Annotated in this window: 13 protein-coding genes; 7 read left to right on the top strand and 6 right to left on the bottom strand. The window is 65.7% G+C overall.

The window, feature by feature from the left end:
• The first annotated feature begins 2 nt into the window (after positions 1 to 2).
• From FJW05_RS12415 to FJW05_RS12390, 6 genes are all read left to right on the top strand, one after another.
• Entirely contained in the window at positions 3 to 2,414 is a 2,412-nt protein-coding gene (locus FJW05_RS12415; RefSeq protein WP_140632220.1) for a circularly permuted type 2 ATP-grasp protein, read from the top strand.
• A complete protein-coding gene (locus FJW05_RS12410) occupies positions 2,415 to 3,290 on the top strand; it encodes a transglutaminase family protein (RefSeq protein ID WP_140632218.1) in 876 nt (291 codons plus the stop codon). It abuts the gene before it with no gap.
• Positions 3,291 to 3,380: 90 nt separating this feature from the next.
• Positions 3,381 to 4,472, top strand: coding sequence for a DNA topoisomerase IB (locus FJW05_RS12405; RefSeq protein WP_140632216.1), 1,092 nt, complete (start codon positions 3,381 to 3,383; stop codon positions 4,470 to 4,472).
• A gap of 110 nt (positions 4,473 to 4,582) precedes the next feature.
• Positions 4,583 to 4,957 (top strand): YciI family protein, encoded by a 375-nt coding sequence (locus FJW05_RS12400; RefSeq protein ID WP_140632213.1) that lies wholly within the window; start codon positions 4,583 to 4,585, stop codon positions 4,955 to 4,957.
• Entirely contained in the window at positions 4,954 to 6,228 is a 1,275-nt protein-coding gene (locus tag FJW05_RS12395; RefSeq protein ID WP_095766416.1) for an RNA polymerase sigma factor, read from the top strand. Before FJW05_RS12400 ends, FJW05_RS12395 begins: the two co-directional genes overlap by 4 nt.
• A gap of 179 nt (positions 6,229 to 6,407) precedes the next feature.
• Entirely contained in the window at positions 6,408 to 7,922 is a 1,515-nt protein-coding gene (locus FJW05_RS12390) for an aldehyde dehydrogenase family protein (protein WP_140632210.1), read from the top strand.
• A gap of 84 nt (positions 7,923 to 8,006) precedes the next feature.
• On the opposite strand, the gene ugpC is transcribed toward FJW05_RS12390, so the two are convergent.
• The 6 genes from ugpC to FJW05_RS12360 form a co-directional block, all read right to left on the bottom strand.
• Positions 8,007 to 9,083, bottom strand: a complete 1,077-nt coding sequence (gene ugpC, locus FJW05_RS12385; RefSeq protein WP_140632207.1) for a sn-glycerol-3-phosphate ABC transporter ATP-binding protein UgpC — start codon at positions 9,081 to 9,083, stop codon at positions 8,007 to 8,009.
• Entirely contained in the window at positions 9,070 to 10,008 is a 939-nt protein-coding gene (locus FJW05_RS12380; protein WP_140632703.1) for a PfkB family carbohydrate kinase, read from the bottom strand. Before FJW05_RS12380 ends, ugpC begins: the two co-directional genes overlap by 14 nt.
• Positions 10,008 to 11,024, bottom strand: coding sequence for an SIS domain-containing protein (locus tag FJW05_RS12375; RefSeq protein ID WP_140632204.1), 1,017 nt, complete (start codon positions 11,022 to 11,024; stop codon positions 10,008 to 10,010). The genes FJW05_RS12380 and FJW05_RS12375 overlap by 1 nt, the downstream gene beginning before the upstream one ends.
• 2 nt (positions 11,025 to 11,026) lie before the next feature.
• On the bottom strand, positions 11,027 to 11,872 hold the full coding sequence (locus FJW05_RS12370; protein ID WP_140541780.1) for a carbohydrate ABC transporter permease: 846 nt from the start codon (positions 11,870 to 11,872) through the stop codon (positions 11,027 to 11,029).
• Entirely contained in the window at positions 11,872 to 12,756 is an 885-nt protein-coding gene (locus FJW05_RS12365) for a sugar ABC transporter permease (protein ID WP_140632202.1), read from the bottom strand. The genes FJW05_RS12370 and FJW05_RS12365 overlap by 1 nt, the downstream gene beginning before the upstream one ends.
• 88 nt (positions 12,757 to 12,844) lie before the next feature.
• Entirely contained in the window at positions 12,845 to 14,086 is a 1,242-nt protein-coding gene (locus FJW05_RS12360) for an extracellular solute-binding protein (protein WP_140632199.1), read from the bottom strand.
• A 224-nt stretch (positions 14,087 to 14,310) separates the two neighbouring features.
• Here FJW05_RS12360 and FJW05_RS12355 point away from each other — a divergent pair, with 224 nt between their 5' ends.
• Positions 14,311 to 15,513, top strand: coding sequence for an ROK family transcriptional regulator (locus tag FJW05_RS12355; RefSeq protein WP_140632197.1), 1,203 nt, complete (start codon positions 14,311 to 14,313; stop codon positions 15,511 to 15,513).
• Positions 15,514 to 15,630: the final 117 nt, after the last annotated feature.

Here is a 15,630-nt window from a genome sequence, read left to right as displayed (position 1 = left end):
CAATGGCCAAGGGGAATCAGAGACGGACGGGCGGCAGGCCGCGGACGCCGAGCCTGCTGGAACGCTACCGACCGATCGAAGGCGTCGTCGACGAGATGGTCGACGCGGCTGGCAGCCCGCGCCCGGCCTGGCGCTCCTTCATCGACGCGCTCGACGATCTGGGGGCGGATCGGCTCTGGCAGCGGTTTGCCCGCGCCGACCAGTATCTGCGCGATGCCGGCGTCTATTACCGTGTCTATGAGCAGGCTGGCGCCAATGAGCGGGAGTGGCCGCTCGCGCATGTCCCGCTGCTGATCGACGAGAAGGAATGGGCCGAGATCAGCGCCGGCCTCGTCCAGCGCGCCGACCTGTTCGAGGCTATCCTGGCCGACATTTACGGGCCGAACCGGTTGGTCGAGAAAGGCATTCTGCCGGCCGGCCTGATTGCAGCCAGCCCGGAATATCTACGCCCGATAGCCGGCGTCCGGCCGGCCAACGGGCATTTTCTGCACATGGTCGCCTTCGAGCTCGGCCGTGGCCCGGACGGCCGCTGGTGGGTGCTGGGCGATCGCACCCAGGCGCCGTCGGGCGCAGGCTTCGCGCTGGAGAACCGCGTCGCCACAACGCGTGCGCTGTCGGATATCTATGGCGAGATGCATGTGCATCGGCTTGCCGGCTTTTTCCGCCGCTTCCGCGACGCGCTGAACGCTATGGCAACGGAGTCGGGCGGCCGCGTCGCCATCCTGACGCCGGGACCGCTCAACGAAACCTATTACGAGCATGCCTATATCGCCCGTTATCTGGGCATCATGCTGCTCGAGGGCGAGGACCTGACCGTTTCCGGCGGCAGGCTGATGGTGCGAACCGTTTCCGGCCTGATGCCGATCGGCGTCCTGTGGCGGCGGCTCGATGCCGCCTTCGCCGATCCGCTGGAGCTCAGGCCGGACTCGCAGATCGGCACGCCAGGATTGGTCGAGGCAATCCGGCGCGGCTCCGTTTCGGCCGTCAATGCGCTGGGTTCGGGCCTGATGGAGACGCGGGCATTGCTGTCGTTCCTGCCCAGGATCGCGCGAGACCTGCAAGGTGACGATCTCAAACTGCCGAGCATCGCCACCTGGTGGTGCGGGCAGGAGGCCGAGCGCGCCCATGTGCTGGCCAATATCGACCGCATGGTGGTCGGCCCGGCGCTCTCGACCCGGCTTGCCTTCGAGGACGATGGCGCGACCCGGCTCGGATCGTCCCTTTCGGCCGGCGAGCGAGCCGAGCTCATCGCGCGCATCGAGGCGGACGGCGCCGGTTTCGTCGGCCAGGAAGCGGTGACGCTGTCGACCACGCCGGTGTTCGTCGACGGCCTGTTGGAGCCGCGGCCTGCCAGCCTGCGCGTCTATCTGGCGCGCACGCCGGAAGGCTGGACGGTGATGCCCGGCGGCTTCGCCCGTGTCGGCTTTTCGCTCGACCCGACGGCGATCGCCATGCAGCGCGGCGGCCAGGCGGCGGATGTCTGGGTGGTCAGCGACAGGCCGGTCGAACGCGAGACATTGTTGCCGCAGGAACATGACGGCTTCACCCGCACCATGCCGGGCAGCCTGCCCAGCCGCGCGGCCGAGAACCTTACCTGGCTCGGACGCTATATCGAGCGCTCCGAAGACACGGTGCGCGTGCTGCGCGCCTATCATGTGCGGCTTGCCGAGACGTCCGATCCGGATATGCCGCTGCTTGCCGATATCAGGGACTATCTGGAGCCGTTCGGCATCGATGTCGAGACGGCGATACCACCGGGGTTGATCGGCACTTTGGACAGCGCGGTCTACAGCGCCGGCCAGATTCGCGACCGCTTCTCTCCCGATGGCTGGCTGGCGCTGAAGGATCTGTCCAAGACCATCCACAAATTCGCGGAGACGGTCGCGCCGGGAGACGACGCGACGCGGGCGATGACGGTGATGCTGCGCAAGCTTGCTGGCTTTTCCGGCCTGCTGCACGAGAACATGTACCGCTTCACCGGCTGGCGTTTCCTGGAGATCGGCCGCAGGCTGGAACGCGGCATCCAGATCGCCCGCACGCTCAGCCAGCTGACAAGGAATGGGGCGCCGGAAGGGGCGCTGGACATGATGCTGGAGATCGGCGACAGCGTCATGACCCATCGCCGGCAATATCCGGTGCAGGCCGGGCGGCGCACGGTGATCGACCTGCTCGCGCTCGACCCGCTCAATCCTCGCTCGATCCTGTTCCAGCTGGAGCGGCTGAAGGCCGAGATCGGCATGCTGCCTTCGATCGGCGGCGAGGGGCACATGTCACCCGCCGCCAAGGAGATATTGCGGCTCAACACGGCAATAGCCGTCATGGAGCCGTCGGACATGAGCGCCAAGGTGCTCGACGACCTCGCCGGCCAGATCGGCGATCTCTACAACAGCCTCTCCAGAGCCTATTTCGGTTAGATGCTCTACGACATCAAACTCCATTTGCATTACGACTACGCTGCTGCCGCCGGTGGGGGACGGCACCAGGTGCGCGTCATGCCGCAGACGATCGCCGGGGTGCAGCGCGTGATCGCCGCCTCGCTGTCGTTCCAGCCGTCGCCGGCCGAGCGTGCCGATTTTTCCGATTTCTTCGGCAACAACGTCACCTCGATCGCCTTTCGCGACGCGCATGAGACGCTCGACATCCGAATGAGCGCGCGCGTCTCGGTTTCGCGCCCCGAGCAAGGCCTCGACGTCTCGCCCGATATAAACGGGCTGAGGTCGGAGCTCGACCTGGTGCGCTCGCTATTGCCGTCCGCGCCGCATCATTTCCTCGCCGCCAGCGACCATGCCGGCATCGATGCGGCGATCACGGCCTATGCGCGGGAAAGCCTGGCCGGCTCCGCGGTCGCCACGGCGGCCGATCTCTGCAACCGCATCCATCGCGATTTCACTTATGACGGCAAGGCAACCACGGTGCAGACGCGGGCAAGCGACGCCTTCGGGCTGAAACGCGGCGTCTGCCAGGATTTCTCGCATATCATGATCGCCGGCCTGCGCGGGCTTGGCATTCCCGCCGGTTATGTCAGCGGCTTTTTGCGCACGATCCCGCCCAAGGGCAAGCCTCGGCTCGAGGGCGCCGATGCCATGCATGCCTGGGTCAAGGCCTGGTGCGGACGCGATGCCGGCTGGCAGGAGTTCGACCCGACCAACGGCATGCGGGCGAGCAACGACCATATCACGGTTGGCTACGGCCGCGACTATTCCGACGTTGCGCCGATCGTCGGCGTGTTGAAGACGACGGGCGGTCAGGTCGGGGAGCAGGCGGTCGACGTCGTCCCGGTGGAAGCCTGACCCGCGGGCGTCGATGACGCGCACCGCCGTTTGCATCGGAACCAGTCATCGGCGAGCGGCTTTATCTACGGATAATTTCGCGGAGCCGGCATGTTGCAGCATTCACAATTGTCCTCGGACCGTTCAACGCGGAGCGAGGAAACAGTAAGGAACGGTGCGCAGGATTCGGCCGAGCGCGCGTCGCTCAGCTATGTCAGCGACACCGATCCCGGCGTCCGACGATTGAGAAAAGGCAAGGGATTTTCCTATGTCGGTCCGAACGGGCGCAAGGTCGGCGCGGAGACACTTGCCCGCATCAAGGCGATCGTCATTCCGCCGGCCTGGACGGATGTATGGATATCACCCGATCCGGACGGCCACATCCAGGCAACAGGCCGGGATCAGCGCGGCCGCAAGCAGTACCGCTATCACCCGCACTGGACCGAGGAACGCGACGGCGTCAAATATTCCAGCCTCGTCGCCTTCGCGCAAAGCCTGCCTGCCCTCAGGCGGCAGATCGATGCCGATCTGCGCCGCCAGGGGCTGCCGATGGAGCGCGTCGTCGCCTCGGTGGTCTGGTTGCTCGACAACACCATGATCCGGATCGGCAACGCGGCCTATGCGCGCGACAACAAGAGTTTCGGACTGACCACGCTGCGCGACCGCCATGTCGAGATCACGGGCTCCAGCCTGCGCTTCGCCTTCAAAGGCAAGTCGGGCAAGGAATGGAAGCTGAGGCTGGCCGATCGCCGCATCGCCAAGATCGTGCGCGGCGCCCAGGACCTGCCCGGGCAGAAGCTGTTCCAATATCTCGATGAGAATGGCGACCGGCGGCCGGTGCGTTCGGAGGACGTCAACCGCTACATTCGCGAAGCTTCCGGCGCCGAATTCAGCTCGAGGCATTTCCGCACCTGGGGCGGCACCATCCACGCCGCTTCGCTGTTTGCGCAGACCGAACTGCCGAAAAGCCAAGCGCTGCGGAAACGGGTGACAAACAGCATCGTCGACAAGGTCGCCGAGCGGTTGGGCAACACCCGTGCCGTCTGTCGCAAATGCTACATCCACCCGCTGGTGTTCGAGGCGTGGAGCAACGGGCGCCTGCTCGACGAAATGGCCGAAGCCAATAAGCACAAGCGCGTCATACCCGGCCTCGACGAGGAAGAAACGCTGGTGCTCAGATGGCTGCAGGCGCGCGGCGCCTGACGGGCGGTTGCGGCGATCGTCAAGTCAGTGATCCCTCGATAATTTTTTTTATCGACCTGGTGTCGGGAAGGGTCCTAGTGTCGCGTCCTTTGATACGGAAAGGACCTGCCATGCTTTACGCCATCCTCTGCTACGCCTCCGAAGACGTCGTCTGCTCCTGGAGCAAGGAACAGGACGACGAGGTCATGGCAAAGCTCCTCAACGTGCAGGACAAATACGCCAAGGCGGGCCGGCTGGGGCCGGTGGCGCGCCTGTTGCCGACGACGGCGGCCACGACGCTGCGAAAGGTCAAAGGCGAGTCGATCGTGCTCGACGGCCCATTCGCCGAGACCAAGGAACAATTCCTCGGCTTCTATACGCTCGAATGCGACGATCTCGACGAAGCCGTCGAATTCGCGCGCGAGCTTTCCGAAGTCAATCCGAGCGGCGGTTCCTACGAGATCCGGCCGGTTTCGGTCTTCAATCCGACAAAGGTCGCGGTATGACGGAACTCGCCTGGATAAACGCCGCGATCAGCAATGCCCGCCCGCAGGCGATGGGCGCGCTGCTGCGCTACTTCCGCGACCTCGACGCCGCGGAAGAGGCTTTCCAGGACGCGTGCCTGAGGGCGCTCAACAACTGGCCGAAGAACGGGCCGCCACGCGATCCCGCGGCTTGGCTGATCTTCGTCGGCCGCAACAGCGGCATCGACGCGGTGCGCAAGCGCGCCAAGCAGGCGCCGATGCCGGAAGAGGACCAGATTTCCGATCTCGAGGATGCCGAAGGCGATATGGCCGAGCGGCTGGACGGCGCGCATTATCGCGACGATATCCTGCGGCTTCTGTTCATCTGCTGCCATCCGGATCTGCCGGCGACGCAACAGATCGCGGTGGCGCTGCGCATCGTGTCCGGCCTCACCGTTAAGCAGATCGCACGCGCCTTTCTCGTCGGCGAAAGCGCCATGGAACAGCGCATCACCCGCGCCAAGGCGCGCATTGCCGATGCCGGCGTGCCGTTCGAGACACCGGGCGCGGTCGAGCGCTCGGAGCGCCTCGCCGCAGTCTCCGCAATGGTCTATCTGATCTTCAATGAGGGCTATTCGAGCAATGGCGGCGAGGCGCCGGCTCGCGCGCCGCTGTGCGAGGAGGCGATCCGGCTCGCCCGGCTGCTGCTCAGGCTGTTTCAGCAGGAACCTGAAATCATGGGGCTGACGGCGCTGCTGCTTCTCCAGCATGCGCGGGCACCGGCGCGCTTCGACGAAGACGGCGAGATCGTGCTGCTCGAGGACCAGGACCGCTCGCTCTGGAGCCGCAAGATGATCGACGAGGGCTTGGCGCTGGTCGACAAGGCGCTGCGCCACCGCAAACCCGGCCCTTATCAGGTGCAGGCGGCGATCGCGGCGCTGCATGCGCGGGCGGCGACGGCCGAGGATACCGACTGGACCGAGATCGACCTGCTTTACGGTCTGCTGGAGCAGATGCAGCCATCGCCGGTGGTAACGCTCAACCGCGCCGTCGCGGTCAGCAAGGTGCGCGGCCCGGAAGCCGCGCTTGCCATGATCGAGCCGCTGGAAGAGCGGCTGTCGGGCTATTTCCACTTCTTCGGGCTGAGGGGCGGGCTGCTGATGCAGCTTGGGCGCAACGACGAGGCGCGCATCGCCTTTGACCGCGCCATCGCGCTGGCCAACACCGCGGCCGAGGCGGCGCATATCCGCATGCATATCGACCGGCTGATCAAGGAAAGCACTGAGAAGTCTTCCTTCCAAAAAGCGCGCTGATCCGGCTTCGCCGTCTGGCCCAATTTCGCAATCCGGCCTTGGACCATGCCGGGGTAGCGGTTTTCCCCCGAAACGCGTAATGCCACGCCATGAAAGCGCCCGGCTGTGCCCGACGGCACGGACGTGGCGCATGGCTTCCACGCCCGCCCTATGAGCGGCGGGATATGAAAGGGACAAAAATGACGTTAGCGAAGGAAACTGCTTCACTTCTTGAGAAACTGGGCGTCGCCGGGGATGCGCTTTCCGGGGGCGACCTGATCGTGCGCAGCCCGGTGACGGGCGAACAGATCGCGGCGCTGAAGTCGATCTCGGCCGCCGACGCCGGCAAGGCCATCGATGCCGCGCACAAGGCTTTCCAGGCCTGGCGGCTGGTGCCGGGGCCAAAGCGCGGCGAGCTGGTGCGCCTGCTCGGCGAGGAGCTGCGCGCGCATAAGGACGAGCTTGGCCGGCTGGTGTCGATCGAGGTCGGCAAGATCCCGTCCGAGGGGCTGGGCGAAGTCCAGGAGATGATCGACATCTGCGATTTCGCCGTCGGCCTTTCCCGGCAACTCTATGGCCTCACCATCGCCACCGAGCGCCCCGGACACCGCATGATGGAGACCTGGCATCCGCTTGGCGTCGTCGGCGTGATCTCGGCCTTCAATTTCCCGGTTGCCGTTTGGTCTTGGAACTCGGCGCTGGCCTTCGTCTGCGGCGACGCGGTGGTGTGGAAACCGTCGGAAAAGACGCCGCTGACGGCGCTTGCCTGCGAGGCGATCTTCAAGCGCGCCGCCAAGCGTTTCGGCACCGATGCGCCGGCAGGGCTGCTGCAGGTGCTGATCGGCGACCGTGCCGCCGGCGAGGTGCTGGTGGATCATCCGAAGGTGCCGCTGGTCTCGGCCACCGGCTCAACCCGCATGGGCCGCGAGGTCGGCCCCAGGCTCGCCAGGCGTTTTGCGCGCGCCGTGCTCGAGCTCGGCGGCAACAATGCCGGCATCGTCACGCCCACCGCCGATCTCGACATGGCGCTGCGGGCGATTGCCTTCGGCGCCATGGGCACGGCCGGCCAGCGCTGCACCACGCTGAGGCGCCTGTTCGTGCATGACAGCGTCTATGACGCGCTCTTGCCGCGGCTGAAGAAGGCTTATGAAACCGTCTCGGTCGGCAATCCGCTGGAGGGCAAGGCGCTGGTCGGTCCGCTGATCGACAAGGCGGCCTTCGACAACATGCAGAAGGCATTGAAGGAGGCTGAAGCGCATGGCGGCAAGGTGACCGGCGGCACGCGCGTCGAGAACGGCCATCCGGACGCCTATTACGTGCATCCGGCACTGGTCGAAATGCCTGCCCAGGTCTCGCCGGTCACGGAAGAGACCTTCGCGCCGATCCTCTACGTGATGAAATACTCCGATTTCGACGAGGCGCTCGAGCAGCACAATGCGGTGGGCGCCGGACTGTCGTCGTCGATCTTCACGCGCGACCTGCAGGAATCGGAGCGATTCCTCGGCGTCGACGGTTCGGACTGCGGCATCGCCAACGTCAATATCGGCACCTCGGGCGCTGAGATCGGCGGCGCCTTCGGCGGCGAGAAGGAGACGGGCGGCGGCCGCGAGAGCGGCTCGGATGCCTGGAAGGCTTATATGCGCCGCGCCACCAACACGGTGAACTATTCGAAAGCGCTGCCGCTCGCGCAGGGCGTGTCGTTCGACATCGATTGAGAACGAAGCGACGGATCAGCCTCGCCCGCGAGCTGACCCGGCCCGGCTATCGATCAGACCGTGCAGACGGAGGCGGGCGATTGCTCAGAAAGCCTTGCCGGTGGCCGGATCGAAGAGGCGGAGCGCGTCCGCATCGAAGACGAACGCGCATGGCTGACCCTTGGCGACGCGGGCGCGTGGCGGCAAGGTCGCCGTCAAGTTCTGCGCGCCGATCCGGGCCGTGGTGACCTGTTCGGGACCGGTCAGTTCGACGACGTCGATCTCGACCGGCAGCGACAGATCCGCGCCGCTGCCCGGCCCCAGCCGGAGCGCTTCCGGCCTCACTCCGGCAATGACCTGAGCACCGCCGCGGCCTGCGTTGGCGTAGCGCGCCGGCAGCGCCAGCCGCGCATCCGTGCCGGCAATGGCGAGCTTGCCGTCCTCGACAACCGCTTCCAGCATGTTCATCGCAGGCGCGCCGACGAAGCCTGCCACATAGAGTGTCGCCGGATGGTTGTAGATCTCTTCCGGGGTGCCCAGCTGTTCGATACGACCGTCGCGCATGACGGCGACGCGGGTCGCCAGCGTCATCGCCTCGATCTGGTCGTGGGTGACGTAGACGACGGTGGTGCGCAGCATCTCGTGCAGGCGCTTCAGCTCGGTGCGCATCTCGAGCCGCAGCTTGGCGTCGAGGTTGGAGAGCGGCTCGTCGAACAGGAAGACCTGCGGCTTGCGCACCAGCGCCCGGCCGATGGCAACGCGCTGGCGCTGGCCGCCGGAGAGCTGGCCGGGCTTGCGGTCGAGCAGGTTCTCGATCTGCAGGAGCCTTGCCGCTTCGCGCACCGCCTTGTCGCGCTCGGCGACGGGAACCTTGCGCATCTCCAGCCCGAAGCCGATGTTGCGGCTCACCGTCAGGTTCGGATAGAGCGCGTAGGACTGGAAGACCATGGCGATGTCGCGGTTCTTCGGATGCACGCCAAGCACCGAGCGGCCGCCGATCAACACGTCGCCGCTGGTCGCCTCGGCGAGGCCGGCGATGATGTTGAGCAAGGTCGACTTGCCGCAGCCGGAGGAACCCAGCAGCACCAGGAACTCGCCGTTCTCGAGCGCGACATCGATGCCTTTCAGCGTTTCGACGCTGCCGTAATTCTTGCGGATATCGCGGATTTCAAGCGCGCTCATGGATGGCTTCCTCGAAGAAAATCGGCCCGCCATAGTCGCGGGGCAGGGTGGAAATGGCCCGCGATGCCACCTGAACAGCCGCTGCAAGGCAACGTGCCAGAGCGTGCTCCCGAGCAAATGCCGCCAGAAAGGCGCCGTTGAAGACATCGCCGGCGCCGATCGTGTCGACGACGTTGACGCGTGGCGCGGTCGCATCGATGAGCTGGCCGTCCGGGCCGATAGCGATCGCGCCCTCGGGTCCGCGCTTGACGACCACGGTCGCGGCTTTTTTCATGCCGTCGCGGATCTTGCGTGCCGCGTCCGTGGGATCCTTCAACCCCGCCAGCGTCGTCGTCTCGACCTCGTTGAAGAGCGCAAGCTCGCAACGCGACAGCCAAGCGCGCGCCGCGGCACAATTTTGCGCCGTCCAGCCGTCCATCGGCCAGCCGGTGTCGAGCGCGACGGCGATGCGGTGTGCCTCCGCCCAGTCGAAAAAAGCCTCGTACTGGCGCGTCAGGTCGTCGGTCAGGAAGGAGCCGCAGAGCAGCGCATAGCCACCGGAAAGCCGCCTGCCGTCCAGAACCGAAAGCACGTCGTCGAGGTTGAAGCGCGGCAGGTGACCGCGGGTGGTGAAGAAGGTGCGTTCGCCGTCCGGATGGGTCATACCGACCGACAGCGTCGTGCCCTCCGTATGGACCGGCCATCTCGCGGCGCGGCTCCCGAATGCCTCGCGCAGCCAGCGCCCGAACTGGTCATCGCCGAGATTGGCGGCGATGTCGAAATCGATGCCCAGCGCCTGCCAGGCAAGTGCGGTGTTGCCGGCCTGGCCGCCGACGCGCAGGTCGTCATGATCGACGACGGTCTCCGTGCCCGCCTTCGGCCAGGGCGCGACCGGCCCAACGATCAGATCGACATTGACGTTGCCGATCACCGCGAGCGGCCGCATCATTCGCTCCTGGTTATCTTGGTGGTGCGCACCGGCGTTCCGGCATTCTCGACGCGGGAATCGGCGAAGGCGATCATCAGGCGCTGCGCCACCGGCAGCATGGCAAAGATCGCCGCCAGCCCAGAGGCGGGTCTGAAGGCGAGTGTCGCGGCGCCTGCGACCGGCGGTTTGCCCGAAGCGTCGAATACGATCAGCGGCGCCCCGGTCTCGACCACTGAAACGGCCATGGCGGTGACGAGGTCGGCGGTCGGGTCGTCGCCGCGGAAGAGCACGACGCCAATGCTTGGACCCAGCATCTCCATCGGCCCGTGGCGCAACTGACCGCCTTCGAGCGAGAAACAAGGCAGGCGCGACAGTTCGGTGAAGCCGAGCGCAAGGGCTTCAGCCACGCCTTGAAGCTTGCGGCCGGAAGTGACGATGGTCGTGACCATCCTCAGCGCCGCGAGCGCGGCATCGATCTCGACCGCCTGGGGCGCATTGAGCCCGGCGAGCGCGCCGGCGGGATCGTCGCCTAGCGCAGTCAGGATGGCGAGATGCAGGGCGAAGGTCACGGTCAGGCTGCGGGTCGCGGCAAAGGCAAGCTCGCTACCGCCGGCGCCGACGAGGCAAGGCACTGTGCGGCCGAGGAAGGAGCCTTCCTCCAGCGTCAGACCGAAGGTCTCCGTGCGATCGCCGGTCTCGGCAAACCAGCGCAACACCTCGGCGCTTTCGCCGGATTGAGAGGTGACGATCACCGTCTTGCCGGTCAGCGGCAGCGGCTGGCCGAGCTGCTCCGACAGCGGCAGCGCGATGGCATCGATGCCATGCGCGCGATAGAGCGGCTCGACGGCGCGGGCGACGGCATGCGAGGCGCCCATGCCGAGCAGGAGGAGCCTGCCGTTCTTGCTGATCGAGGCAGCGACCTCGGCAGCTACTTCTCGATTGCTGGCGAACGAGGCAAGCGCATCCTCATGCTGGCGTGCCATCTCGCGGTCGATCGCGACAAGCCCTGCCGGGCGGTTCTTTTGCGCAATCATGATTATCCTTTCACTCCGCCGCTGGTCAGACCCGAGATCAGCGCGCGTTGCATGACGAGGCCGATCAGCACCGGCGGCAAGGCCGCAAGCACGCCGGCGGTGGCGATCAGTCCATAGTCGGAGACGCGGCCGCCGGCGAGATCGGCGATGGCGACCGTCAGCGTCTTTGCCCGCTGGTCCGAGGTGAAGAGCAGGGCATAGAAGAATTCGTCCCAGGCAAGCAGCACGGCAAACAGCGCCGACGTCGCCACCACGGGCGCGGCCAGCGGCAAGGTGATGATGCGCCAGGTCTGGAGCAGTCCCGCCCCGTCGATCATCGCCGCGGCCTCGATTTCGCGCGGGATGGAATCGAACCCCGATTTCATCAGCCAGGTGGTGAAGGGCGCGAGGATCGTCAGATAGATCAGCGCCAGGCCGAAGACGTTGTTGAGCAGGCCGAGATAGGAGAGACCCATGTAAAGCGGGACGGAGAGGGCCACCGGCGGCAGCATGTAGGTGGCGATCACCATCGACAGCGACCAGCCGACCGAAGGCGTGCGCGAGACGGCCCAGCCGGCCGGCACGGCAAGGACGATCGCTGCCAGCGTCGCCATGCCGGCGACCTCCAGGCTGTTGCGCAGCGATGACGTGAAGGCGGCGCCGGCGCTGTTCTCGGCCCTCGATATAAGCTGCGTGTAACGGGAGAAGTCGGCCGCCTGCGGCCACCAGCGCAGCGGCTTGGCGGCGAGGTCGGCGGCCGGCGATATGCTCATGATGAAGAGCCAGGCGAGCGGCGCCAGGATTACGGCGGCGAGCAGAATGGCGCAGACGTAGATAAAAGCAGTGAAGACAGGGCTCTTGCGTTCCATCAGGCCGCGCTCCCGGCGGTCTTCTTGACCAGCGTCGCATAGGCGACGGCGAGCACGGTGACGAGCAGGGTGACGATCAGCGCCAGCGAGGCGCCGGAACCGGCGCGCTGGAAGGAGAAGGCTTCCTGGTAGACGAGGATCGACAGCGAGCGCGTGCTGTTGGCCGGACCGCCGCGTGTCATCACCCAGATGATGTCGAAGACCTTGAACGCCTCGATGGTGCGCAGCACCAGCGCCACCATGAGCGGGCCTGCAAGATAGGGCAGGATGACGAAGCGGAAGCGGTTGAACGGGCCGGCGCCGTCGACGAGCGCCGCGGCGGTGATGTCGCGCGGCACGGCCTGCAGGGCGGCCAGCGCAATCAGCGCGACCAGCGGGAAATTCTTCCAGCAGTCGGCGACGATCAGCGCCGCCAGGGCCGTTCCAGGCTCACCTAGCCAGGAGCGGTAATCGTCTATGATATGGAGCTGCGTCAGCGCCGCGTTCAGCGCGCCATATTCGGGATTGTAGATCAGCCGCCAGAGCGTCGCGTTGACGACGGTGGGCAGCGCCCAGGGCAGGATCATCAGGCCGCGCAGCACGGCGCGGCCGCGGAATTCCTGATTGAGCAGGAGAGCCGCAAGGACGCCGAGCACCATCTCGGCGGCGACCGAGATGACCGCGAACCAAGTGGTGGTGGTCAGCGTGCGGGTGAAATTCGAGCTCGTCAGCATCTTGGTGTAATTGTCGAAGCCGACATAGTTGCCCGCCGTACCGACCAGCTGGGCGTCGGTGAAGGAAAGCCTGACAGTATCGACCAACGGCCAGCCGATGACGGCCACCATGATCACCAGAAGCGGCAGCATCAACAGCCACGCACGCGTCGCCATCCAGGTGCCCGACATCAGAGGCGCCTCTCTTCCTTCATCCGGTTAGAAATAGCACGGGCGGCACTCGTATTTTGAGGCCGCCCGCCCGTCGGGGAACGCCAGATCAGAGGCCGCTGTTTTCGGCAGCGGTCTTGAGCGCGTCTTCCGGCGTCGCCTGGCCGAGCAGCGATTCCTGGATCGCCTGCTGTAGCGCCGTCGACAGCTGCTGGTATTTCGGCGTGGTCGGGCGCGGATACATCGCGGCAAGACCGAGCTTGGCGGCGGCGATCAGTTCTTCCTGGCCCTTGGTGACGGCCGGGTCGTCATAGGACGAGGCCCAGATCGGCAGCGAGAGCTTGGCATACTGGTTCTGCGTCGCCTGCGAGGTCATGAACTCTATATATTTCCAGGCTTCGTCCTGGTGCTTCGACACCGCCGTGACGCCAAGGCCCATCGAGCCATTGACGGCAGAGACCTCGCTGGTGCCGGCAACGCCCGGCGCCGGCACGACGCCGACCTTGCCCGCGACCTTGGAGTCCTTCGGATCATTGGCCATGTTGTACATGTAGGTCCAGTTCAGCGCGAAAGCGGCGTCGCCGTTCTCGAACACCTTGCGCACGTCCTCTTCGAGGAATTCCTTGGAGTTCGGGTTGGTCAGGCCCGACTTGTAGCTGTCGACCATGTATTTCAGCGCCGAGAGGCCGCCGCCGTTCTGGAAGTCGGGCTTGCCGTCCTTGAGGAAGTCGCCGCCATAGGCGCTGACCAGCGTGGTGTAGTCGCAGATGGCGGCTTCGGCCTGCGACCAGCTCCAGGCGATCGGCGTCTTCAGCAAGCCCTTGTCCTGAATGCTTTTGGCCTGCTGGCCGAGCTCTTCCCAGGTCTTCGGCGGCGCCTTGATACCGGCCTTTTCCAGGATTTCCTTGTTGTAGAACAGGTATTTGGTGTCGAGGATCCACGGCATGCCATAGTACTTGCCGTCATACTGGACAGTGGTCCAGGCCCCGGGCAGAACGCCCTTCTTCATGTCATCGGTGATCTTCGAGGACACGTCGACCAGCACCTTGTTGGTCGCATATTCGGCCGGCCAGATGACGTCGAACAGCACCACGTCATAGCCGCCGCCGGATCCTTGGGCGAGCACGGTCTTGTCGTGCAGGCCTTCATAGGGAACGAATTCGAGATTGACCTTGATGTCCGGATTGGCCTTGGTGAAGGCCTCCGTCATCGAGCGCACGTCGGCCTCGCTATAGGCGGCCTGCGCCATGAAGAGCGCGTTCAAGGTGGTGGTTTCAGCAAAGGCGTGGGGGACGAGCAGCCCGCCAACGAACACCGCGCCCAGAAGTGTCTTACCGATCGATTTCAGCATTTGTCTTTCTCCCATTTTCGACGGCTGCGAGTGGGCGGCCAAGGCTGTGCCGCTTTCTCGAATTCGCATCGCGTCTGACCGGATCCATCCCCAACGGCGTGCGGCGGAGCTCGAAAGCTTTTGCCGTCTTTTTTTTAAAACCGCGGAGGTCTCACCTATTAAGTCAATTCGCTTGACTTAATTAGTCGATCAATCCTTTAATGGAGTCAAGAGGGGAAACGACGGTGCACGATATCAGTCCGATCCGCGCCAAAAGCGGCACCAACCAGGAGGGGACGAGCGCCCATAATCGCCGCGTCATGATCGAGGCGCTGCGGCTCAACGGCGCGCTTTCGCGCGCCGACCTGGCGCGGGCGACGCAGCTTACCAAGCAGGCGGTTTCCAACATCATCGAGGATCTCGAGCGCGATGGCCTGGTCGTGGCGCTGGATGCGGTGCGCAAGGGCAGGGGGCAGCCTTTCACGCCCTACCGGCTGGTTCCCGAAGGGGCCTTCGCCATCGGGCTGCAGATCGACCGGCATCTGACACGCGTGGTGGTGGTCGACCTCGTCGGCAAGGTGATAGCGCGCGCCGAGGCGGGGCTGCCGTTCGACGAGCCTTCGGCGGGCGCCAGGATCATCCTCGGCCTGGTCGACCACGTCAGGCGCGAGCTGGCTTGCTTGTTTGCCCAGTCCGAGCGGCGGCTGGTCGGACTGGGCGTCGCCATGCCGGGACCGTTCGGGCTGAAGAACCCCGACAACAAATGGATGATGCCGGCCTGGCAGCAATTTCCGCTGGTGGAGGCGCTTGCGGCCGGCACGGGGCTCGATGTCGGCCTGCAGAACGACGCGGCGGCCTGCGCGACGGCGGAGCGGATCGTCGGCGCGGCGCATGGCGTCGATCACGCCGTCTGCCTTTATGTCGGTTACGGCATAGCCGCCGGGCTGATCCTCAATGGCGAGCTCTATAGCGGCGGCAACGGCAATGCGGGCGAGGTCGGCATGGCGCTGCTTTCGCCGGCCGGCCCCGGTTCCACGCCGCTCGAACACCGTGCGTCGCTGGCCTCGCTCTATCAGCATCTCGGCCTCGACCCCACCGAGAGGGGGCTTTACGAGACGCTCGGCGCACTGGCGCTTGCGCAGGATCCGCGGGTCATGGGCTGGGTTGAAAGAGCCGGGTCCGACCTGCGCTGGAGCGTGCATCTGATCGAAACGATCTTCGATCCGCAAACCGTCATCCTCACCTCCAGCGCGCCGGAGGCGCTCGCCCGGCTCCTGCTTCAGGCCATGCATCCGCTGCTGCCGTCGATCGCAGATCGCCCGGTCCGGCGCCTGCCACGGCTGCAACTCGGCACCACCGATCCCTGGGCGATCGCGGTCGGCGCCGCGGCAGAGCCGATCAGCCGAACCTTCGATCCGCGTTTTTCCGCGATCCTGAAGGCCGGATAGAAGCGATCAGCCTCCTCGCCTGCGTCGTGCTTGCGGTGAAAAGCCGCGTCGATGATGGCGAGCTTGACCGCCTGCGTGGCGCCCGCCAGCGCGGGTACCGGTCTTGCGCGGCGCCGG

This window comes from Mesorhizobium sp. B2-9-1, assembly GCF_006439455.1.
Lineage (GTDB): Bacteria > Pseudomonadota > Alphaproteobacteria > Rhizobiales > Rhizobiaceae > Mesorhizobium.
This window is presented reverse-complemented; position numbering and strand designations above follow the sequence as displayed.